17 protein-coding genes, 1 tRNA gene and 1 pseudogene are annotated in these 21,406 nt (G+C 68.6%); 15 read left to right on the top strand and 4 right to left on the bottom strand.

Translation table 11 applies throughout. The features are described 5' to 3' along the window. Nucleotides 1-57 precede the first annotated feature (57 nt). The 6 genes from ACH4SI_RS12325 (at nucleotide 58) to ACH4SI_RS12300 (ending at nucleotide 5,292) form a co-directional block, all read left to right on the top strand. Entirely contained in the window at nucleotides 58-801 is a 744-nt protein-coding gene (locus tag ACH4SI_RS12325; RefSeq protein ID WP_398295623.1) for an XRE family transcriptional regulator, read from the top strand. A gap of 2 nt (nucleotides 802-803) precedes the next feature. Continuing rightward, nucleotides 804-1,274, top strand: a complete 471-nt coding sequence (locus ACH4SI_RS12320) for an NUDIX domain-containing protein (RefSeq protein WP_398295622.1) — start codon at nucleotides 804-806, stop codon at nucleotides 1,272-1,274. 555 nt (nucleotides 1,275-1,829) lie between these two features. Beyond that, nucleotides 1,830-2,123: a hypothetical protein gene (locus ACH4SI_RS12315; protein WP_398295621.1), complete on the top strand. Its 294-nt coding sequence runs from the start codon at nucleotides 1,830-1,832 to the stop codon at nucleotides 2,121-2,123. A gap of 659 nt (nucleotides 2,124-2,782) precedes the next feature. Then, a complete protein-coding gene (locus ACH4SI_RS12310; RefSeq protein ID WP_398295620.1) occupies nucleotides 2,783-3,934 on the top strand; it encodes a hypothetical protein in 1,152 nt (383 codons plus the stop codon). A 590-nt stretch (nucleotides 3,935-4,524) separates the two neighbouring features. Then, nucleotides 4,525-4,857: an ArsR/SmtB family transcription factor gene (locus ACH4SI_RS12305; RefSeq protein WP_398295619.1), complete on the top strand. Its 333-nt coding sequence runs from the start codon at nucleotides 4,525-4,527 to the stop codon at nucleotides 4,855-4,857. A gap of 66 nt (nucleotides 4,858-4,923) precedes the next feature. Further along, entirely contained in the window at nucleotides 4,924-5,292 is a 369-nt protein-coding gene (locus ACH4SI_RS12300; RefSeq protein WP_398295618.1) for a class I SAM-dependent methyltransferase, read from the top strand. 228 nt (nucleotides 5,293-5,520) lie between these two features. Here ACH4SI_RS12300 and ACH4SI_RS12295 read toward each other — a convergent pair. Next, nucleotides 5,521-6,078 (bottom strand): annotated as a pseudogene (locus ACH4SI_RS12295) (isochorismatase family protein); the annotation flags it as partial. Between the two features lie 151 nt (nucleotides 6,079-6,229). On the opposite strand from ACH4SI_RS12295, the gene ACH4SI_RS12290 reads away from it, so the two are divergent. From ACH4SI_RS12290 to ACH4SI_RS12280, 3 genes are all read left to right on the top strand, one after another. Continuing rightward, the gene (locus tag ACH4SI_RS12290; protein ID WP_398295615.1) at nucleotides 6,230-6,871 is read left to right on the top strand and encodes a DUF4232 domain-containing protein; all 642 of its coding nucleotides are present in this window, start codon (nucleotides 6,230-6,232) and stop codon (nucleotides 6,869-6,871) included. 83 nt (nucleotides 6,872-6,954) lie between these two features. Next, nucleotides 6,955-7,028 (top strand) — tRNA-Met (locus ACH4SI_RS12285). Nucleotides 7,029-7,116: 88 nt separating this feature from the next. Continuing rightward, nucleotides 7,117-7,995 (top strand): amidohydrolase family protein, encoded by an 879-nt coding sequence (locus tag ACH4SI_RS12280; RefSeq protein WP_398295612.1) that lies wholly within the window; start codon nucleotides 7,117-7,119, stop codon nucleotides 7,993-7,995. A gap of 34 nt (nucleotides 7,996-8,029) precedes the next feature. On the opposite strand, the gene ACH4SI_RS12275 is transcribed toward ACH4SI_RS12280, so the two are convergent. Beyond that, nucleotides 8,030-8,911: an LLM class F420-dependent oxidoreductase gene (locus ACH4SI_RS12275; RefSeq protein WP_398295609.1), complete on the bottom strand. Its 882-nt coding sequence runs from the start codon at nucleotides 8,909-8,911 to the stop codon at nucleotides 8,030-8,032. A 181-nt stretch (nucleotides 8,912-9,092) separates the two neighbouring features. On the opposite strand from ACH4SI_RS12275, the gene ACH4SI_RS12270 reads away from it, so the two are divergent. The 6 genes from ACH4SI_RS12270 to ACH4SI_RS12245 all read left to right on the top strand — a co-directional run bounded on the left by ACH4SI_RS12270 (nucleotide 9,093) and on the right by ACH4SI_RS12245 (nucleotide 17,752). After that, nucleotides 9,093-9,830 (top strand): response regulator transcription factor, encoded by a 738-nt coding sequence (locus tag ACH4SI_RS12270; protein ID WP_398295606.1) that lies wholly within the window; start codon nucleotides 9,093-9,095, stop codon nucleotides 9,828-9,830. Nucleotides 9,831-9,931: 101 nt separating this feature from the next. Further along, nucleotides 9,932-11,695 carry an ATP-binding protein gene (locus tag ACH4SI_RS12265; RefSeq protein WP_398296049.1) on the top strand — a complete coding sequence of 588 codons (1,764 nt, stop codon included), beginning with the start codon at nucleotides 9,932-9,934 and terminating at the stop codon, nucleotides 11,693-11,695. A gap of 25 nt (nucleotides 11,696-11,720) precedes the next feature. Continuing rightward, the gene (locus ACH4SI_RS12260) at nucleotides 11,721-13,019 is read left to right on the top strand and encodes a glycosyltransferase (RefSeq protein WP_398295603.1); all 1,299 of its coding nucleotides are present in this window, start codon (nucleotides 11,721-11,723) and stop codon (nucleotides 13,017-13,019) included. Continuing rightward, nucleotides 13,016-15,190, top strand: a complete 2,175-nt coding sequence (locus ACH4SI_RS12255) for an ArnT family glycosyltransferase (RefSeq protein ID WP_398295600.1) — start codon at nucleotides 13,016-13,018, stop codon at nucleotides 15,188-15,190. Before ACH4SI_RS12260 ends, ACH4SI_RS12255 begins: the two co-directional genes overlap by 4 nt. A 172-nt stretch (nucleotides 15,191-15,362) precedes the next feature. Further along, nucleotides 15,363-16,889 carry an MFS transporter gene (locus ACH4SI_RS12250; RefSeq protein WP_398295597.1) on the top strand — a complete coding sequence of 509 codons (1,527 nt, stop codon included), beginning with the start codon at nucleotides 15,363-15,365 and terminating at the stop codon, nucleotides 16,887-16,889. A 77-nt stretch (nucleotides 16,890-16,966) separates the two neighbouring features. Next, a complete protein-coding gene (locus ACH4SI_RS12245) occupies nucleotides 16,967-17,752 on the top strand; it encodes a TetR/AcrR family transcriptional regulator (protein ID WP_398295593.1) in 786 nt (261 codons plus the stop codon). Nucleotides 17,753-17,775: 23 nt separating this feature from the next. Here ACH4SI_RS12245 and ACH4SI_RS12240 read toward each other — a convergent pair whose 3' ends face one another. Together ACH4SI_RS12240 and ACH4SI_RS12235 are read right to left on the bottom strand one after the other, a co-directional pair. Continuing rightward, nucleotides 17,776-18,630: a YceI family protein gene (locus ACH4SI_RS12240; protein WP_398295590.1), complete on the bottom strand. Its 855-nt coding sequence runs from the start codon at nucleotides 18,628-18,630 to the stop codon at nucleotides 17,776-17,778. Between the two features lie 188 nt (nucleotides 18,631-18,818). Then, nucleotides 18,819-21,401, bottom strand: coding sequence for an MFS transporter (locus ACH4SI_RS12235; RefSeq protein WP_398295587.1), 2,583 nt, complete (start codon nucleotides 21,399-21,401; stop codon nucleotides 18,819-18,821). Nucleotides 21,402-21,406 lie beyond the last annotated feature (5 nt).

The following is a 21,406-nucleotide window of genomic DNA, read 5'->3' as shown; positions in this document are numbered from 1 at the left end:
GTCCCGCGTCGGGTAAAACGTCCCTAGTGCCGTCCCCGGATGCAGAGAGAGACTCGGATGCCGAACGAAAGGCTACGCGCCGCCATGGCGGCTGGCTGCTGGACGTATGCCAACCTCGCGGAGAAGGTCGAAGTGGACCCCAAGTCCGTTGAGCGATGGGTGAACCTCGGGCGTACGCCGCGCCGCGCCACAGCTATGAAGGCGGCTGAAACCCTGGGAGAAGACGTGCACGCACTATGGCCATCGCTCCGGCAGTCGCGCCCCGCCCGCTCGGTGAGCCCCGAACTTGTCGCGCTCTACGACCAGCGGGCGGACATCCCTGTCTCTGCGTTCGTGGACATGTTGGCCCAGGCCCGCGAGCGCATTGACGTCCTGGTGTACGCCGCCGTCTTTCTGCATGAGGCGTACCCCCGGCTCAACGACCTCTTGCAGGAGCGAGCAGCCGAAGGCTGCGCGGTCCGTATCGCCATCGGTGACCCCGACAGCGAGAACGTCCGACTGCGCGGCGAGGAGGAGAAGTTCGGTCACGGGATCGAATCCCGCTGCCGACTTGCGCTCATGCACTACCGCTCACTGATCGGGACACCGGGCATCGAGGTGCGGACCCATGGCACGACGCTCTACAACTCGATCTACCGCGCCGACGACCAAGTGATGGTGAACGCCCATGTCTGGGGTGTGAATGCCTTTGCTGCCCCCGTGTGGCATCTGCGGCGAAGTGGGGTAGGTGGCATGTTCGACACCTACGCCGCCAGCTTCGATGCGGTGTGGGCGACAGCGACACCCGTAGAGGAAGCCTGACTGTGTCACGCACCGAGTACTACGACGACCCGAACGCACCCGAGCCGAACAGTTTGGTGGTCGCCGCGTCCGCAGTCGTCACCGACGAGGAAGGCCGCATCCTGCTCCAGCGCCGCCGGGACAACGACCTGTGGGCACTCCCCGGCGGCGGCATGGAGATGACCGACTCCCTGCCGGGGACGGCGGTCCGCGAGGTCAAGGAGGAGACCGGGTTGGACGTCGAGATCACGGGTCTCGTCGGCACGTACACCGACCCTCGGCACGTCATCGCGTACACGGACGGCGAGGTGCGCCGACAGTTCAACGTCTGCTTCACGGCTCGGGTGGTTGGCGGCCAACTCGCTATCTCGGACGAGTCCACGGAACTCCGTTTCGTGTCGCAAGAAGAGCTGGACGAGCTGCCCATGCACCACACACAGCAACTCCGGCTGAACCACTTCCTTGAACACCGCGAGCGTCCGTATCTGGGTTGATGATCGCGCTGACCGCTTGTGCGCGGCTCCAACGAACCTAGGCTTGAGCATTGGACTCGGGGGATGCAGTGGACGCGTACACGCTCTCATTGCCGCAGCTGGAACGCTCTCTGGCCCCATCGTCGGGGGACTACTCCAAGCCCGTGAGTCGGTTCAGCAGCGGTAGTGGCAGAAGCAGATCTTCACCGACAGGAATTCTTGGCCCTCGTCCAGTCATCGAGCGCAGCGTTTGAGCAGCGAGAGCAGGTTCTTTGGCGCGAATGGTCGCTTCTTAACCGGAGAATTGGTCGCTGACCTGCCAGGATGGTGGTTGGCAGACATCACGGCCGGACGCCGTGTCGCCGCCGTTGACCATGTTCGTTCGTCCGTTCTGATACGTACCTAGTCCGGCTATGCCCTTCTTAGCGGCTCTGCATGCACCCCGTGGCCCCCAGCGCCACGGTGAGCCCTGCGAGGTCGCAGGTACCGCAGCATTGGATCTCTGCAACATGCGCGGACCCCGCACCTGCGCCACGATGGAACTACCAGACCGGTCTGAGCTGGGAGAGGTACGAGGTGGCTGAGGAGCGTATCCGTAAACAGATCGCCGACAGTGCGCTGGACCGAGTGACGATTCTGGTCAATATCTTGCTTGATCTAGCGCTTGTGGGAGCTTGGTTCACTCTCCTCTGGCTCTTCGACATAGCGTTTGGATCAATTAAACAATATGCCGAAGCCGAATGGGATGTCCGTCTCGGGAAAGCTTTTTTCGCGATCTCATTGCTAGTCGCCATCGCTATCATTCTGTACTGGGACCTCAGAACGATTCATCGACGTCTCTCGCTAAGGTTTCATGCAAATGGACAATAGCTCACTAAAACGTGACTCCCAAAGCTTTTTCCGAATGCTGATAGAAACTGCTCAGAGCCGGGACATATTGCTGACCGATATGAAGCTGCGTAGTGCAGTCTGCGTCTACCTCGCCCGGTGCTTCCTGCTACTCCTTGTCGCCTTTTCCTGTGCATTCTACTTGCTTATTTTCTTCATACTCCCCCTTCCAGTCGCGCTCTCAATTCTATTGCCTGTCACGGTTTATGTAATCGTCCATTTGACTGAATCGACAGGGAAGGGGAAGTTGATACGCGAGCAGAAGCGCGATGTCCGGCGGGCTGAGCGTGAGGCGTTGCGCGGGCGAGGATTCGTTTTTGGCTCACCAACCAAGTCGAGTACCCCGAAAAGTCCCCCCGAGGAGTTGGGTTGTAATCGACTTATCGATGTGGCGCGGAGGCTTCGCGCTGCCGCTACCCGCCTCATAGAAGGAAAGCCCCGTGAGTAATCCTCGAAATAGGGCGAGTTTTTGTTTTGGGTGCGCAAATGAGCACTGTGCTGTCCGGGGGGTTGCAGATAATTTTTACAATCCTTGGCCCCAACTGGTTGATGAGGCGAAGCTTCAATACATGCGAAGTCAGCCTCTGGTTCGAATGGTATATTCGCCACTGAAAAGATTCACCTTGGCTAAGGGGGTGGGGGTGGGGGAGCATGAAAGGTTTCGAGACTCTATAAATCTCCTTCATGAATTCGCCCATTATGGCAGACTCGAACATACGCCTGCCAAGGAGCAAGCCAGGCTATACCTGGCAGCCGTTTATGCGTCTATTGAGAACGCTCTGCTTCTTCCTCTCGATGATTCAGAAGTAGAGCAGGTTGTTAGATCGTTCTGGTCAGGGCATTCGCATCTGCAGCGCATACTAGAGGGGATCGGCTCAAGTGAAGAGTTGCTCGCCACCGCATTGACATTCGACATAGCGCGGCGGGCTGTTGCTTCAGGTGCACCGTTGCAATCCATGCGTGATGAGTCCATGGCCCTAGAGCTCGAAGCGCTGGAGATGGAAGAGCAAGGGTATCCGGGTGAATTCATTAAGTACTATCCTGGTATTTCCAGGTTGGTGCATATGATGTTTGGTGGCACTGAAGAGGCAGGGGCGCTTCGATCCCTCGCGTTTCCCTTTATGCAGCCGGTTAAATACGTTGGCGAGGTTGCTGATTACGTCGTTGAATCTATGGCGAGTCTCGCCGTATTGCTTGACGTCGTTGACCAGACTGAAAATACCGAAGAAGTAATCACTCGGCTGCGCACTATGATGAGAGACCTTCGACGAGACTGGGAGACCTCGCTGAGTGTGTCCGTCGGCTCGGTACAGGATTTGCCGCTCCACTATCCGTTTGTTGAATTCGTGCGGAATCTCTGGACGTTGAGTAGACCTTCGGTTTTCTTTGACGAAGAAAGTATTCCAGCAGGGCGGGCTGCCGCAGAGTTCATTACTCAAAGCTTTCTAACTGGAGATATTCTAGGGAAAGAGGAGGCGCATCTCCTCGTTGCTAGTCCGCGAAATGTTGGGGCGCTTTGGGATGGAGTCGAAGTGAACATGTTGTATGCCAATTCAGGGAAAGTCCGTCGCACCGAACATGCGAGCATTCTGTTCTATGAAGCTTTGAGGCAGCAACTGCAGACTGGAATTGGTATTGTGTGTCCTTTGAATGACTCATATGTCAGACCGTGTTGCTGCAATGATTCCGTTCGGAAATGCTTGCAGCGGCTATACTGGCTTGTCAAGCAAGGTTTCTTCGGCGATGCCGATTGGTCACCTCCTCCCTGTTTTCGTTCTGCATCCATTGTGTGATCGGGTATATGCATGGCGCCAAAAGATCAGCCTTCATGAGCGGCCCGGAAGCTGTGCGTGACTCGGGCAACATCAGGCTCGTCGATGGTGACTGCCTAGAGCTTTGGAGCGTCGGCCACACCGGGAACGACGGCGTCCCTGCCCTCTGTCAAGGCGCTTGCTGTTGGCGTGACGGCAACTGTGACGGCAACAAGGGCACACGTTCCCCGTCAACCGCTCACGCCGAACACCACGTCAGACCGCCGTCGAGGTCTGCACCAGCCGCCTGCCCGAACCTACGGATCAAGAGGTTGCAGGTTCGAATCCTGCCGAGCGCGCATACGCCAGAGGCCCCTTCCGAACATCGGAAGGGGCCTCTGGCGTATGCGATGACGGCAACAGCGACCGTATCGGGATGTGTGCGGTCAGAGGGTCAGGAAGTGCGAGTGCTCGGCCAGCAGGAGTTGCCGCAGCAACGACCGGATGCGGGGCAGGATGCGGTGATGTGGCGATGCAGGTGCAGACATGGCTCCCCAGCAGCGGTAAGGTACGCGTGAGTGCGTACCTCTGAAAGGTACGCAAGTAGGCGTACCTTGTCGAGGGGTGGAGTGATGGCGGCGGGCGAGTTGGCGCACCCTCGTGTTGAGGAGTTGGACGTAGGGGCCGTTCTTCTGGCGCTGGCTGACGCGAACCGGCGTCGGGTCGTGGCTGAACTGGCCGCACGGCCGGATGAAGAGCGGCTGTGTGCCTCCTTCGATCTGCCGGTGGGCAAGTCCAGTCGCACTCGTCACTGGCGCGTACTGCGCGAGGCAGGCTTGGTGTATCAGCGCGATGCCGGGAACGGGCTGTATATGCGCCTGCGCAAGGAGGACTTGGACCGTCGGTTCCCGGGCCTGGTCCAGGCCGTCATCGCGGCGGACCAGCGGTCGCTGCCGATGAGCTAACGCCGTATGTCCGGTCGCCCGCTCAGGCCTGGTGCTGGTGGTGGGGCCTGGGTAGGGTCCGGGCGCATGGGGGTGAACTTCAACGATCACTACCATCCGCTGCTGCTGAAGCAGGTGCCGGACGGGGCGCGGACGGCGCTGGAGGTCGGGTGCGGGGCAGGGCGGTTCGCGCGGCTGCTCGCTCGGCGGGGGCTGGAGGTCGAGGGAGTGGACGCCGACGCGGGCGTCATCGCGGCGGCGCGAGCGGCCGGGGGCGGCCCTCGGTACCGGCAGGTCGATGTGCGCGAGGCGCGACTGGCGGATGGCCACTACGACTTCATCTCGTGCGTCGCCAGCCTCCACCCCATGCCGTTCGAGACGGTGCTGATGTTGCGGCGGGCCCTTGCCCCGGGTGGGGTTCTGGTGGTGCTGGGGCTCTATCCGTCAAGACGGTGACCGACTTCGTGTGGGCCCTCCCGGCGCTGTCCCTCCTCAGGGTCGACGGGCTGCTGAGCAGGGGCCGCTCTGCTCCCTCCGTTCAGGTCCCGATCGTCTGGCCGCCGCCGCTGACGTACGCGCGGACGCGCGCCGAATCCGCGCGCCTGCTGCCCGGGTCGACGCTGCGGCGTCTGCTGTTCTGGCGGTATCTGCTGGTGTACCGGGCCTAGCCGCGTCCGGGGGCGTGAAGGCGACGTCGGCGGAGTGGGCGATGATCTCGATCTCGTCGCCCAGCGCCCATTCGGCGACTCGCGACACCATCGCCGCCGGTACGGCGTCGCTGATGCCCGCCGCCGCGGGGATGTCGTACGTCGCGTGGGCGTCGTGGGGCATGACCACCCGGTAGCCCAGTTCCAGGGCCGTGCGGGCTGTCGCGCTGACGCACATCTCGGACATCACCCCGCACACGGCCAGGGCCCGTACGCCATGGCCGGTGAGCAGGTCGCCCAGTGACGTCTCGTGGAAGCCGTCGTCATCGGTCTTGCGGATCACGACCTCGCGATGACTTTCGCGGACCGGCAGGTGCAGCTCCCAGCCGGGTGTCTTCGGCTCGTCGGATGCGCCCGTGGGGCCGTCGTTCTGGAGGTGGACGAGGAGCGAGCCGCCGGCGCGTGCCCTGGCGATCAGGTCGGTGGTCCGGTCGAGGAGCCGGGGTGCGTCCGGGACGGCGTCGGGGCCCGTGACGAAGGCCGACTGGACGTCGACGACGGGGAGGGCTTGTAAGGGCGGCACGGGATCCGTCATGGGGTGATTGTTTCGGACGGCCTTGAGACCAGGCCAGGGCCGGTGCGTTAGCGATGCGTTAGTGGTGTGCCACTGGCGTGTTAACAGGGCACTAGCGCGGATTGTCAGGGTTGTTGGTGCGAGATTCGCACCCATCGATCCAGGGGGATCCATGTCGCACATCACGCTCACCAGCCGGGGCAAGGTCGTCGTCGCCACGATGGCGGCGGTGGCGGCCATGGGGATCACGGCCTGTCAGGGCACCGAGCCCAAGCCTGCGGGGAAGGACGCCGCGGCCTCCGTCTCGCAGGAAGAAGGGAAGGAGGCGAAGGGCGGCGACGCGGCGACGGGTTCGTCGGCGGCCGGTGAGGAGATCGGGTCGAAGGCCGGCAGCGCCGGCGACGGGCGGTGTGAGTCCTCGTCGATGGGCCTGCGCGTGGGGAGGGCCGACGTCGGGGCGGGCAACATCCGCTACTCGCTGGTGTTCACCAACAAGGGGAAGAGCGCCTGCACGCTCAACGGCTTCCCCGGGGTGTCGCTGATGGCCAGGGACGGCCAGACGATCGGCAAGCCCGCCGAGCGGGAGGGCGCCACGGGGAAGCCCGTCACGGTGGCCGCCGGGGGCAGCGCACACGCCGTGCTGCACACGATCAACGACGGCCTCTCGGACAAGCCGTGCTGGAAGAGCGCCTCTCTGGTGCAGGCTTACCCGCCCGGGTCGAAGGAGGCCATGACCGCGCGGGTCTCCTCGGGGCTGCGGGTGTGCGGGGACGAGTTCACCGTCACGGCCGTCACGTCCGGGGCCGGTGCGTAGGCAGGAGTGTGGGGGCCTGGAGGTGCTTACCGCGGAACCGATTTCCCTCAGCGGAGCGAATGACGTAGTGTTGCATTCACCGACGCGGGGTGGAGCAGCTCGGTAGCTCGCTGGGCTCATAACCCAGAGGTCGCAGGTTCAAATCCTGTCCCCGCTACTTGAGATCGAGGGCCCGGTACCAGAAATGGTGCCGGGCCCTCGTGCGTGCGGAGCCGTACAAGGGTCTGCGTCGTACCGTGATCCATATGACTGATCCCGCCGCCGTTCCGGTCCGTCGTTTCTGGCAAGGGCTCGGACTGCCCGGCGTCATCGACGTGCACACGCACTTCATGCCGAAGAACGTCCTGGACAAGGTCTGGGCGTACTTCGACGCCGTCGAGCCGCTGGTCGGCATCGAGTGGCCCATCACCTACCGGGCGGACGAGGACGAACGGCTCGCGCTCATACGGCAGTTCGGGGTGCGGGCCTTCACCTCGATGGTCTACCCGCACAAGCCCGGCATGGCGGTGTGGCTGAACGAGTGGGCGGCCGGATTCGCCGCCCGTACGCCCGACTGTCTGCACACGGCGACGTTCTTCCCGGAGCCGGGCGTCGGGAGTTACGTGCGCGCGGCGCTCGACGGCGGGGCGCGGGTGTTCAAGGCCCATGTGCAGGTGGGGGCGTACGACCCGGGGGACGCGCTGCTCGACCCGGTGTGGGGGATGCTCGCCGAGGCCGGTACGCCCATCGTCGTCCACTGCGGTTCGGGCCCGGCGCCCGGCAAGCACACCGGCCCCGAACCGGTGGCCCGGCTGCTGGCGCGACACCCCCGGCTGCGGCTGGTCGTCGCGCACATGGGGCTGCCGGAGTACGCGGACTTCCTGGGGCTCGCGGAGCGGTACGAGGGGGTGCACCTGGATACGACGATGGCCTTCACCGACTTCGCCGAGAGCCACTGGCCGTTCCCGCCGGAGGAGCGGGGGCGGCTCGGTGCGCTGGGCGACCGGGTGCTGTTCGGGAGTGACTTCCCCAACATCCCGTACGGGTACGGGCACGCCCTGGAGGCGCTGACCCGGCTGGATCAGGACGACGACTGGCTGCGGGGGGTGTGTTACGGGAACGCGGCGCGGTTGTTCGGCCTGTGACCCGTGGCCCGAAATACCCCCCCGCAGCGGTGCGTCAGCTGTCGCCGAGGGGGAGGGCCTCGGCCAGGGTGCGCCACTCCTCGCGGGGGAGGGAGGTGAACGGGTTCTCGGTCACCACCTGGACCGCCAGATGGTCCGCGCCCGCCTCCAGGAACGTGTCGACGCGACGCCGGATCGCTTCCACGTCGCCCAGGGCGAAGACGGACGCCAGCAGGCGCTCGCTGCCGCCGTCCGCGAAGTCCTGCTCCTCGAAGCCCAGCCGCAACAGGTTGTTGGTGTAGTTGGGCAGCTTCAGGTACATGGACAGATAGTCGCGGGCGATGGTGCGGGCGCGGTCGAGGTCGGGTTCGAGGACGACCTTGAGTTCCGGGGCGAGCAGGGCGCCGTCACCCAGGATCTCCCGCGCCTCGGCCGTGAACTCCGGGGTGACCAGGTACGGATGGGCGCCCGCGGCGCGGTCGCGGGACAGCTCCAGCATCTTCGGCCCGAGGGCGGCCAGGATGCGCCGGGAGGCGGGGACCGGGATCGGGGCGGAGTCCAGGGCCGTCAGGTACTCGCGCATCGCCGAGTACGGGCGCTTGTACCGCTCACCGGCGAGTGCGCTGTGGCTGACGCCGAGGCCCAGGACGAAGCGCCCGCCGTGGGCCGCGTCGATGGCGGCGTACCGATCGGCCACGTGGGCGGCCTCGTGGTCCCAGATGCTGAGGATGCCGGTCGCGACGGTGATCCGGTCGGTGGCGTCGAGGAGGGGCACGACCTGGTCCGCGCTGGGGCTGCCGCCGAACCAGATGGTGCCGTAGCCGAGCGCCTCCAGCTCGGCCGCCGCCTCGCCGACCTGCTGCGCCGAAAGGGAGTCCGTGACCCGCAGGGCCGCGGTCCAGATGCCGATCTTGCCGAGGGCGGGTTGAGTAGCCATGTCCTCGCGAACCCGGAGGGTGATTCCGCCTATTCCCGGGGGCCGGGGAATGAAGCCATTCGGGGGTCATCCGGGGGCATCCGGAGGCCAGTTCGGGGCTCTTTCCGGCCTCATAGGATTCTCAGGTCATTCACAGCCGGCCGAAAGGAAGCTCTCAGACCGTCGCCGGAAGCTGACGTTCATGATGGCGACCTCGCCCCATGGGCGTACCGAGCTGCTGCGACCCGACGGGAGCCCCGTCCGGGTGCTGGTTGTGGACGACGAGGCGGCCCTCGCCGACCTGCTGTCGATGGCGCTGCGCTACGAAGGCTGGGAGGTGCGGACGGCGGGCGACGGCGCCGAGGCGATCCGTACGACCCGTGAGCTGCGCCCCGACGCGGTCGTCCTCGACGTCATGCTGCCCGACATGGACGGGCTCACCGTCCTGGGCCGGTTGCGCCGCGAGCTGCCCGAGGTGCCGGTGCTGTTCCTGACCGCGCGGGACGCGGTCGAGGACCGGATCGCCGGGCTGACGGCGGGCGGCGACGACTACGTCACCAAGCCGTTCAGCCTGGAGGAGGTCGTCGCCCGGCTGCGCGGGTTGCTGCGCAGGTCGGGGGCGGCGGCCGCGCGCAGCGAATCGGTGCTGGCGGTCGGCGATCTGGTGCTGGACGAGGACAGCCACGAGGTGTCCCGGGCGGGCCAGGAGATCCACCTCACCGCGACCGAGTTCGAGCTGCTGCGCTATCTGATGCGCAACCCGCGCCGGGTGCTCAGCAAGGCGCAGATCCTGGACCGGGTGTGGAGCTACGACTTCGGCGGCCAGGCCAACGTCGTCGAGCTGTACATCTCGTATCTGCGGCGCAAGATAGACGCCGGCCGCAGCCCGATGATCCACACCCGGCGCGGCGCCGGGTATCTGATCAAGCCCGGGGAGTAGACACCGTGGTGCACCCGACCCCGCCGTCCCGGCCCGAGCCCCCTTCCCGGCCCCCGCGCGCCAGGAAGAAGACCAGGGCCGCCGTCCGGCGGCCCTGGTCGCTGCGCACCCGCCTGGTCGTCTCGGCGGTGTCGCTGATCGCCGTGGTCTGCGCCGTGATCGGCACGGTCACGACGATCGCCCTGAACTCGTACCTGGAGGGCCAGGTCGACAAGGACCTGCGCTCGTCCCTCGGGCGTGTCCTGGGCAAGCCGGGGACCCCCATGGAGGAGCGGAACGACGTGTTCTTCGTCGCGTTGCCGGGCCAGGCCATCGGCACGGTCGGCGCGCGCGTCGACCCGCGCGGCGACATCGTCCAGTCCGGCAAGAGCAACGACCAGCCCATGACGGGCGACGAGAAACCCTCGGACCGGGTGGACGCCCTGACCAGCGGGCAGCTCAAGGCCCTCCGCTCCGTTCCGCTGGACGATGACGTTCACACCCTCGACCTGCCCGGGCTCGGCAGCTATCGCGTCGTGACCAGGTGGGACAACGTCCGTGGCGGGGTCATCCTCGCCTTCCCGCTCAACCAGACCCAGGACACCGTCAACACCCTCATCCTGGTCGAGGTCTGCGTCGCCGCCTCCGGGCTCGTCGCGGCCGGGCTCGCCGGGGTCACCATGGTCGGCATCTCGCTGCGCCCGCTGCGCCGGGTGGCCGCGACCGCGACCCGGGTCTCCGAGCTGCCGCTGCACAGCGGCGAGGTGGCGCTGCGGGAGCGGGTCCCGGCCTCCGAGGCCGATCCGCGGACCGAGGTCGGCCAGGTCGGGGCGGCGCTCAACCGCATGCTCGGGCACATCGAGTCGGCGTTGGCGGCCCGCCAGGAGAGCGAGACGCGGGTGCGGCAGTTCGTCGCCGACGCCAGCCATGAGCTGCGGACCCCGCTCGCCTCGATCCGCGGCTACGCCGAGCTGACCAGGCGCGGCCGCGAGGAGATCGGGCCCGACACCCGGCATGCGCTGGGCCGGGTGGAGTCCGAGGCCGGGCGGATGACCGGGCTGGTGGAGGATCTGCTGCTGCTGGCCCGGCTGGACGCCGGGCGGCCCTTGGAGTGCGCCGAGGTGGATCTGTCCCCGCTGGTGGTGGACGCGGTCAGCGACGCGCGGGCGCTCGGATCCGACCACCGGTGGCGGCTGGAGCTGCCCGACGAACCCGCGCTCGTCCACGGCGACTCGGCGCGGCTGCACCAGGTCCTGGTCAACCTGCTGGGCAACGCCCGTAACCACACCCCGGCCGGTACGACCGTCACCGCGCGCGTGCTGGGGGGCGGCCCGCACAGCTCGCCGCGCCCGTCGCCGTACCTGGCGCCGTACGGGATGGTGCACGGACCGTCGTACGAGTCTCAGAACAACCCGGGGAACGCAGGCGGCTTCGGGCCCGGCTCGCCGTACGCCTTCGGCCACGGCACGGAGCACGGCACGGGTTCCGGCGACGGCGTGCCGTCCGGCGGCGGGTCCTGCTCGCGCTACGCGGCGCCGTACGGATCCCCGTACGCCATGGCGCAGACGGCCGCGCACCCCGGCACCTTCGGGCCGCCGCAGCCGCCCTCGTACCTTTCCCTCCAGATCGAGGACGACGGCCCCGGCATCCCGCCCGATCTGCTGCCGCACGTCTTCGAGCGCTTCGCGCGGGGTGACGCCTCGCGCTCGCGCACCGCGGGCAGCACCGGTCTCGGGCTGGCCATCGTGCACGCGGTGGTCGCAGCGCACGACGGTCAGGTGACGGTGGACAGCGTGCCGGGGCGTACCGTCTTCGGCGTCCATCTGCCTGTTCACCAGGGCGTAACGCACTCACAGCCAGGCCACAGGCTGACCACACAGCCGTGACAGCGCCGCTCGCGAATGTCGTTCCATGCGAACCGACACCCCTCTTGAGGCGCCGCCCGAGACACCCCTGCAGACCTTGCCCGCGCGCCGGCACATCGTGGTCGACCGCAGCCGCCCAGTGCTCGACGTCGTGATCCCCGTCTACAACGAGGAGGCGGACCTCGAGCGGTGTGTGCGGCGGCTGCACGACCATCTGACGCGCACCTTCCCCTACCGATTCCGGATCACCGTCGCGGACAACGCCAGTACGGACCGCACGCCCCATGTGGCGGCCTACCTGGACGACACCGTGGAGGAGGTGACGGCGGTCCGGCTGGAGCAGAAGGGCCGCGGGCGGGCGCTGCGCACCGTCTGGTCGCTGTCCGAGGCGCCGGTGCTCGCCTACATGGACGTCGATCTGTCCACCGACCTCAACGCGCTGCTGCCGCTGGTCGCCCCGCTGATCTCCGGCCACTCGGACCTGGCGATCGGGTCGCGGCTGGCGCGCAGCTCGCGCGTCGTACGCGGCACCAAGCGGGAGTTCATCTCGCGCGCGTACAACCTGATCCTGCGCGGCAGCCTGGCGGCCCGTTTCTCCGACGCCCAGTGCGGCTTCAAGGCGATCCGCAAGGACGTCGCGGAGCGGCTGCTGCCGATGGTCGAGGACACCGGGTGGTTCTTCGACACCGAGATGCTGGTGCTCGCGGAGCGGGCGGGGCTGCGCATCCACGAGGTGCCGGTGGACTGGGTCGACGACCCGAACAGCACCGTGCACATCGTGAGGACGGCCACGGACGACCTCAAGGGCGTCTGGCGGGTGGGGCGCGCGCTGGCCACCGGCGGGCTGCCGCTGGACCGGCTGCGCCGCCCGTTCGGTGACGATCCGCGCGACCGGGAACTGAGCGGCGTGCCGGGCGGACTGGCCCGCCAGCTCGTCGGGTTCTGTGTGGTGGGCGGGCTGTCCACGTTCGTCTATCTGGCGCTCTACACCCTCTTCCGGCTCGGTACGGGACCACAGGTGGCCAACGCGTCGGCGCTGCTGCTGTCCGCGCTCGGCAACACCGCGGCCAACCGGAGGCTCACCTTCGGCGTCCGCGGGCGGGACCGGGCGATCCGCCACCAGGCGCAGGGGCTGGTCGTCTTCGGCATCGGCCTCGTGCTGACCAGCGGCTCGCTGGCCGCCCTCGACACCGCCCCCGGATCCCCCTCGCACGGCACCGAACTGGCCGTGCTCATCGCGGCCAACCTCGCCGCGACCGTTCTGCGCTTCCTGCTCTTCCGGGCCTGGGTCTTCCCGTCGGACAGCGGGGCCACCACCGACCACGACCCGAGGACCGACCGATGACGACGTACGACTACGGCACCCGGGAAGCCGGTCCGCCGCCCCTGCCCGCCTCCTCTCCTCAGGTTCCTGATGGCTCGCGCCCGGCGCGGGCGTGGCGGGGCCGCCCGGAGGACCCCCGCTGGGCGCGGCCCGCGCTGTGGGCCCTGCTCGCCGTGACCACCGTGCTCTACCTGTGGAGCCTGGGCGCCTCTGCTTACGCGAACCAGTTCTACTCGGCCGCCGTGCAGGCGGGCAGCGAGAGCTGGAAGGCGTTCTTCTTCGGCTCCTCGGACGCCGCGAACTCCATCACCGTCGACAAGCCCCCGGCCGCGCTGTGGCCGATGGCCCTCTCGGTGCGCGTCTTCGGTCTCTCCTCCTGGGCGATCCTCGTCCCCGAGGCGCTGATGGGCGTCGCGACGGTCGGTGTGCTCTACGCGGCGGTACGCCGCCGGTTCAGCGCGGCCGCCGGGCTTATCGCGGGCGGCGCGCTCGCGGTGACCCCGGTCGCGGCGCTGATGTTCCGCTTCAACAACCCCGACGCGCTGCTGTGTCTGCTCATGGTCGTGGCCGTCCACTGCGTGCTGCGCGCGCTGGAGGACGCCCGGACGAAGTGGCTGGTGCTGGCGGGAGTCTGCTTCGGCCTCGGCTTCCTCACCAAGACGCTCCAGGCGTGGCTGATCCTGCCGCCGCTCGCGGTGGTGTACGCGGTGTGCGCCCCGGCGAAGCTCGGCCGGCGGATCGGGCAACTGCTGCTCGCGGGGCTCGCGATGGTGATCTCCGGCGGCTGGTGGGTCGCGATCGTCGAGCTGTGGCCCGCGTCGTCCCGGCCGTACATCGGCGGCTCGCAGAACAACAGCTTCCTGGAGCTGACCTTCGGCTACAACGGCCTGGGCCGGATCAACGGCAACGAGACCGGCAGTGTCGGCGGCGGCGGTGCGCGTGGCGGTGGCGGCGGGATGTGGGGCGAGACCGGTATCGACCGGCTCTTCGGCTCCGACATGGGGGGCCAGATCGCCTGGCTGCTGCCCGCGGCCTTCATCCTGCTGGTGGCGGGGGTCTGGTTGACCTGGCGGGCCAAGCGGACGGATACGCAGCGCGCGGCGTTCCTGGTCTGGGGCGGGTCGTTGCTGATGACGTTCGCGACGTTCAGCTTCATGTCCGGGATCTTCCACCAGTACTACAACATCGCCCTCGCGCCGTACATCGCCGCGATCGTGGGCATGGGCGCGACGATGCTGTGGGAGCGGCGGCAGGCCGAGGGCCGCGTCGGCGCCGCGGTCTCGGTGGTGCTCGCGGTCGCGGTCGCGGTCACGGCCTCCTGGTCGTACGTGCTGCTGGGCCGGTCCGCCGACTGGCACCCGTGGCTGCGCTGGGCGGTGCTGTTCGCCGGGTCGGCGGCCGCGGTCGGGCTGCTGTTCGCGGCGTGGCTGGGGCGGACGCTCGCGCTGGGCGTGGCCGCGCTCGGTCTCGCGGCGGCGCTGGCCGGGCCGGTGGCGTACACGCTCAACACGGTGGAGACGCCGAAGAGCGGCTCGATCATCACGGCCGGTCCCACGGTGTCGGGCGGCATGGGCGGTCCCGGCGGCGGCGGTCGTCCCGGCGGCGGCCGCATGGGCGGCCCGCCGGGGATGCCGGGCGGCCAGCAGGGCCAGGGGCAGCAGGGCATGCCGGGCGGCGGCCCCGGTGGTAACTTCCCCGGCGGCAACCAGCCGCAGCAGAACGGCAATGCCAACGGCAACGCCCAGGGCCGGAACGGTCAGCCCGGCATGATGCCCGGCGGCATGGGCGAAGGCGGCCGGCGCGGTATGGGCGGGCTGCTCAACGGCCGGCAGGTCAACGCCAAGGTGAAGGCGAAGCTGGAGAAGAACGCCGACGACTACACCTGGGTCGCGGCGGCCATCGGTTCGCAGAACGCCGCGAGCTACCAGCTCGCCACCCAGGACCCGGTGATGGCCATCGGCGGCTTCAACGGCAGCGACCCGTCGCCGACCCTCGCCCAGTTCAAGGAGTATGTGAAGCAGGGGAAGATCCACTACTTCCTCTCCTCGGGCAACGGCATGGGCGGCGGTCCGGGCGGTGGCGGCAACGGCACCTCCTCCAAGATCACCACCTGGGTCGAGGCGCACTACAAGAAGGTCACCGTGGGCAGCACCACGCTCTACGACCTGACGCAGAAGAAGTCCTCCAGCTGACGCCTTCAGTCCCGTCCGAACGGGCCGGTGGCCGGGTTCCCCCCGTAGCCACCGGCCCGTACTCGTGTGGGCGTACGGGCGCGGAAATTCGCTGTACGGCGTACAGCGGCATTTGTACGGTGTACGGCGAACGCGTAGCCATACACCGTACAAACGTCTCCCTGGAGTCCCCATGACGGCCCCGACCGCCGATACCGGACCCGCCGCCCCGCCCGGCACCGCCTCCGGTGGCCATCCGCAACGCTGGCTGATCCTCGCCGTGATCTGCCTCGCCCAGCTCACCGTGTTGCTGGACAACACGATCCTCAACGTGGCGGTCCCCTCCCTCGCCCGGGAGATGGACGCGACCACCGCCGACATCCAGTGGATGATCAACGCCTATTCGCTGGTCCAGTCCGGGCTGCTGCTCAGCGCGGGCAGCGCCGCCGACCGCTATGGGCGCAAGAAGATGCTGGTCGCGGGCCTCGCCCTGTTCGGGGTGGGCTCGCTGATCGCGTCCCTGGCGCAGGGGGCGGGCCAGCTCATCGCCGCCCGCGCCGGGATGGGGATCGGCGGCGCGCTGCTCATGACCACGACGCTCGCCGTCGTGGTGCAGATCTTCGACGACACCGAGCGGACCAAGGCGATCGGCGTGTGGGGCGCGGTCAGCTCGCTCGGCTTCGCCGCGGGGCCGCTCATCGGCGGCGGCCTGCTGGAGCACTTCTGGTGGGGGTCGATCTTCCTGATCAACATCCCGGTCGCCCTGCTCGGTCTCGCCGCCGTGGTCTGGCTCGTCCCCGAGTCCAAGAACCCGACCGGCGACCGGCCCGATCTGCTCGGCGCGCTGCTCTCCACGGTCGGCATGACCGGGATCGTCTACGCGATCATCGCCGGACCCGAGCACGGCTGGACCTCGGACCGGGTGCTGCTGTCCGCCTTCGTCGGCGTCGCCGTGCTGGCCGGTTTCGCGCTGTGGGAGCGTCATATCCCCTATCCGATGCTGGACATGCACTTCTTCCGCAACCGCTCCTTCGTGGGTGCCGTCGCGGGCGGCATCCTCGTCGCCTTCGGCATGGGCGGCTCGCTCTTCCTGCTCACCCAGCATCTGCAGTTCGTGCTCGGCTACGACGCCCTGGACGCGGGACTGCGCACCGCGCCGCTCGCCCTGGTGATCGTGGCGCTCAATCTCACCGGTGTCGGGGCCCGGCTGCTGCCGAAGCTCGGCACACCGCTGACGATCGTCACCGGCATGGGGCTGCTCGCGCTCGGTCTCGCGCTGATCGCGGTCCTCGGCAAGGACGGCTACGGCGGGATGCTGCTGGGGCTGGTGGTGATGGGGTCCGGTATCGCGTTCGCCATGCCCGCGATGGCGAACGCCATCATGTCGGCGATCCCGCCGGAGAAGGCCGGGGTGGGCGCGGGCGTCAACGGCACCCTCACCGAATGCGGCAACGGGCTCGGCGTCGCGGTCCTGGGCGCGGTGCTGAACTCCCGCTTCGGCTCAGCTCTGCCCGCGGCCGCCGCCGGGGCCGGCTCGCTCCCGGCCGCCCTTGGCGCGGCCCGCACTCCCGGGGACCGGGCGGCCGTCCTGGACGCCTTCGCTTCCGGGGTGGAGACCAGCCAGCTGGTCGGCGCGGCGGCCGTGCTCGCCGGTGGGGTGCTGGCCGCGCTGCTGCTCCGCCGGGCCGAGCGATCTTCACGGATGGCTCCGGCGGCATAGCATCGGACATGTATGACCCGTCGCGCATCGTGTCCGCCTGATACGCGGCAGCAGCGCAGCGCAGAAGGAGAGCCGCCATGGCAACCGGCAGCCGTGTCACCCGCCCACGGTCCAGCGTCTGGCTCTCCGAGCGCAAGGCCCCCAAACGCAAGGGCGATCAGCAGCCGGTCGGTCTCGACCACGTGAAGATCATCGCGGCGACCGTCCGGCTGCTGGACGCCGAGGGGCTCGCGGGCTTCTCCATGCGCCGGCTGGCGGCGGATCTGGGGGTCACCGCCATGTCGGTCTACTGGTACGTGGAGACCAAGGACCATCTGCTCGAACTCGCCCTCGACGCCGCCATGGGAGAGATCGTGCTCCCTCCGGAGGCCGGCCGGCCCGGCGAAGGGCCGGCGCACCTGGCCACCGGGGACCGGGACTGGCGCGAGCAGCTGCGCCAACTCACCTTCGAATACCGCCAGGTGCTGGTCCGCCACCCCTGGCTGTCCCCGCTGCTGGGGGAGTACTTCAACATCGGCCCGAACTCGATGGCCTTCTCCAACGCCGCGCAGCGGGTGATGCGCAACAGCGGACTGCCGGACGAGAAGATCACCCCCGCGCTCTCCCTCGTCTACCAGTTCGTCTACGGCTTCGGCACCATCGAGGGCCGCTTCTCCGCCCTGTGCCGGGCGGCCGGGGTCACCCAGGACGAGCTGCTCGACGAGGTGATGAGCTCGGTCGAGGGCCGCCCGGAGTTCGACGAGTCGCGCAGGACCATGGAAGCGAGCCGCGGACAGACCGTCGAGGAGATACGCGAGCGGGAGTTCACCATCGCGCTGGACTTCGCGATCGCCGGTATCGAGGCCCTGCGGGACGCCCCCTAGCCCCGTGCCGGGCGGCGTGGCGGTCATGCCGCCGCCGGAAGCTCCTCGCCTTGCACGGCCTGTATGTCCAGCTCCACCCGCAGGGTGGTGCCGATCGCCGCGATGCCCGCCGCGACCACCTGGTTGTAGTTCATCGCGAAGTCCTCGCGGCGCAGCTCCGCGGTCGCCCGGAAGGCCGCCCGCACCCCGCCCCAGGGGTCGGGGCCCGTGCCCAGATAGGTCAGGTCCAGGTCCACGTCCCGCACGACACCGTGCATGGACAGCTCGCCGTGCACCGTCCACCGGTCAGGACCGGACGCGCTCAGATGCGTGCTCTGGTAGGTGAGGACCGGGAACTGCTCCACATTCAGGAAGTCGGGCGATTTCAGATGGCCGTCCCGCATTCCGTTCCCGGTGTCGATGCTGGCCGCCTGGATCACGGCCTCGACCCGCGACTTCTCGACGTCCTCGGCGATCTCGATACGCCCGCCGAAGTCCGTGAACCGCCCGTGGACACTGGAGATCCCCAGATGCTGCGCGACGGCGCCCACCGTCGAATGCGCGGGATCCAGCGTCCACGCCCCGGGCGGCGGCAGCTCCACCCCGCCCTGCCGGGCCAGCACCAGCGTGCCCACGTCGGCGCGCCCGGCCGCGGTGACGATCGCCGTCGACGCCACCGGTGCGTACCCCACCGCGGTGGCGATGATCGTGTACGGACCGGGCGGCAGCGGCTCCTCGCTGCGCACCGAACCGTCCTCGGCGGCCTGGGCGCGCAGCACCTGCCCGCCCGTCATATCGGTGACCGTCAGCACCGCGTGCTGCACCGCCCATCCGTCGCGGGTGAGGATCCGGGCGCGCAGCCCCGCTCCCCCGCCTGCTCCTGCCCCAGTGGTCGTCATGCCGTCTGCTGTCTCCTGCTCCCGTGGTGCTGTGGTCCTCGCGCCCGGACCGGGCAGCGGTGTGAGGCCGTCCCCTGCCTGATGTACACCGCTGCCCGGCTCCGGGTTCCGGGTCCGGCGGAATGCGCGCCGCCCGGGCCGGGGCCGGGGCGCGTCTCCGCTCTGCGCACGTCCCGGCCCCGGGGTTCTCAGTCGCCGGGGTGGGCGAGTTCGACGTCGTGTCCGTCGATCCCGTGCCCGGCGACCGTCAGGTTGCCCGCGACCGGCGGGTAGCCGCTCGCGATGACCGTGTAGTCGCCCGCGTCCAGGTCGGTGAAGGCGTACGCGCCGTCCTCCCCGGTGGTGGCGGTGGCGACCACGTTCCCGGCCGCGTCGACCAGCGTGACCCGCGCGTCCGGAAGCGGACGGCGGTTCGCCCCGGCCCGTACGGTGCCCTGCACCCGGGCGCCGGCCTGGAGCGCTATGTCCAGCCGGGTCAGGCCCTGCGAGCCGACCTCGACGGGCAGCGCGGCGGGCCGGTGGCCGGGCGCGTTGACCGCGACCGTGAAGGTCCCGGCGACCAGCTCCTCGAAGCTGAACTCGCCCTGCTCACCGGTCTTGCCGCTGGCCAGCACCTCGCCGCGGACATCGGTGACCACGACCATCGCCGCATCCACCGGCTGCCCGTCGGCGGCGCCGCGCACGGTACCCACGAGCCCACTGGTGGCCGACAGCACGATGTCGAAGTCGAGCGGCTCGTCGCCGACGACGACCGTGGAGGCCTGCGGCTGGTGGCCGTCGGCGGCCGCGATCAGCACGTACGAGCCGGAGCCCGGGGCGTCCAGGGCGTACGAGCCGTCGGTGTGCGCGACCGAACGGCCGAGCTGCCGGCCGGCGAGCGAGATCAGCGTCACCGCGGCGCGCGGGACGGCGCCGCCGTCCGCGTTGCGCACGAAGCCGTGCACGCCCTGCCGGGGCTGGTGTCCGGACCCGCCGTCACCGGCCGAGGCGTACGCCGCCAGGCGCTGCGGGGCGACCGCGGCGGCCGGGGCGCGGCCCGCGTCCGACGTGGACAGATCGGCGGACGGGGCGCCCACCAGGGCGGGCTCCCGCTCCTCGGTCCGGCCGGGGCCGGTCTCCGCGGTGGCCTCGGCGGGCTGCTGGGGGCCGGGCACGGAGCTGGCGTTGGTACGCAGTGCGACCTCCTTGATGAACAGGGTCAGCAGGAAGGCGAGCAGCGCGGCCGGCGCGGCGAACAGGAAGACATCGCCGATGCCGTGCCCGTAGGCGCTCTCCATGATCGTGCGCATGGGCTGCGGCAGCGCCTTCACGTCGGGGATGCCCCCGCCGCCGGTGCCGCCATGACCCATCGCCCGACCCTTGGGGCCGAGTTCGGCGAGACCGTCCTTGACGTACCGGGTGACCCGGTTGGCGAGCACGGCGCCGAGCGCCGAGACGCCGACCGCACCGCCCAGGGAGCGGAAGAAGGTGACGACGGAGCTGGCCGCGCCGAGGTCCTGCGGAGCCACCTGGTTCTGCGTGGCGAGGACCAGGTTCTGCATCATCATGCCGATGCCGAGGCCCATGAGCGCCATGTAGATCGACAGGTGCCAGTACGGGGTGTCGTACCGGATGGTGCCCAGCAGCCCGAGGCCCGCCGTCACCAGCGCACCTCCCGTGACCAGCCACGCCTTCCAGCGACCGGTCTTGGTGATGATCTGACCGGAGATGGTCGACGAGATGAACAGTCCACCGATCATCGGGATGGTCATGAGACCGGACATCGTCGGCGTCTTGCCACGTGCCAGCTGGAAGTACTGGCTGAAGAAGACGGTGCCGGCGAACATCGCGATACCGACGAAGAGGGAGGCCAGCGAGGCGAGGGTGATCGTCTTGTTGCGGAACAGCCGCAGCGGAATGATCGGTTCGCTCGCCTTGGACTCGATCAGGACGAAGAGCAGGCCGAGCACGATCGAGCCGCCGACCATCGCGTAGGTCTGCCAGGAGAGCCAGTCGTACTTGTCACCGGCGAAGGTCACCCAGATCAGCAGCAGCGAGACCGCGGCGCTGATGAAGAAGGCGCCGCCCCAGTCGACCTTGACGTCCCGCTTCACGACCGGGAGCTTCAGGGTCTTCTGCAGCACGATCAGTGCGATGAGCGCGAACGGGACGCCCACGTAGAAGCACCAGCGCCAGCCCAGCCAGTCGGTGTCGGTGATCACGCCGCCCAGCAGCGGACCGCCGACGGTCGCGACGGCGAAGGTCGCGCCGAGGTAGCCGCTGTAGCGGCCGCGCTCGCGCGGGGAGATCATCGCGGCCATGACGATCTGGGCGAGGGCGGACAGACCGCCGACGCCGACGCCCTGAACGACACGGCAGGCGATCAGCATGCCGGGGTTCTGCGACAGACCGGCGACCACCGAGCCCGCTACGTAGATCACCAGGGCTATCTGGACCAGCAGCTTCTTGCTGAAGAGGTCGGCGAGCTTGCCCCACAGCGGGGTGGTGGCCGTCATGGCCAGCAGCGTCGCGGTGACCACCCAGGTGTAGGAGGACTGGCTGCCGTGGAGATCGGCGATGATCTTGGGTAGTGCGGCGGAGACGATGGTCGACGACAGGATCGCGACGAACATGCCGAGCAGCAGCCCGGACAGCGCCTCCATGATCTGCCGATGGGTCATCGGTGCCGCGCCGTCGGCGCCGTGGCCGTGGTGCCCTCCTCCGGCGCGCTTGGCGTGGGCGGGGTGCCCCGCGGGTCCCCGCACACCGCCGTCCGGTGTGGTCGTTGCCATGAATG

This window comes from Streptomyces sp. NPDC021212 (assembly GCF_044332925.1).
In the GTDB taxonomy this organism is placed as follows: domain Bacteria; phylum Actinomycetota; class Actinomycetes; order Streptomycetales; family Streptomycetaceae; genus Streptomyces.
Note: the sequence above shows the minus strand (reverse complement) of the source record. Positions and strands in the feature narration are given on the sequence as shown.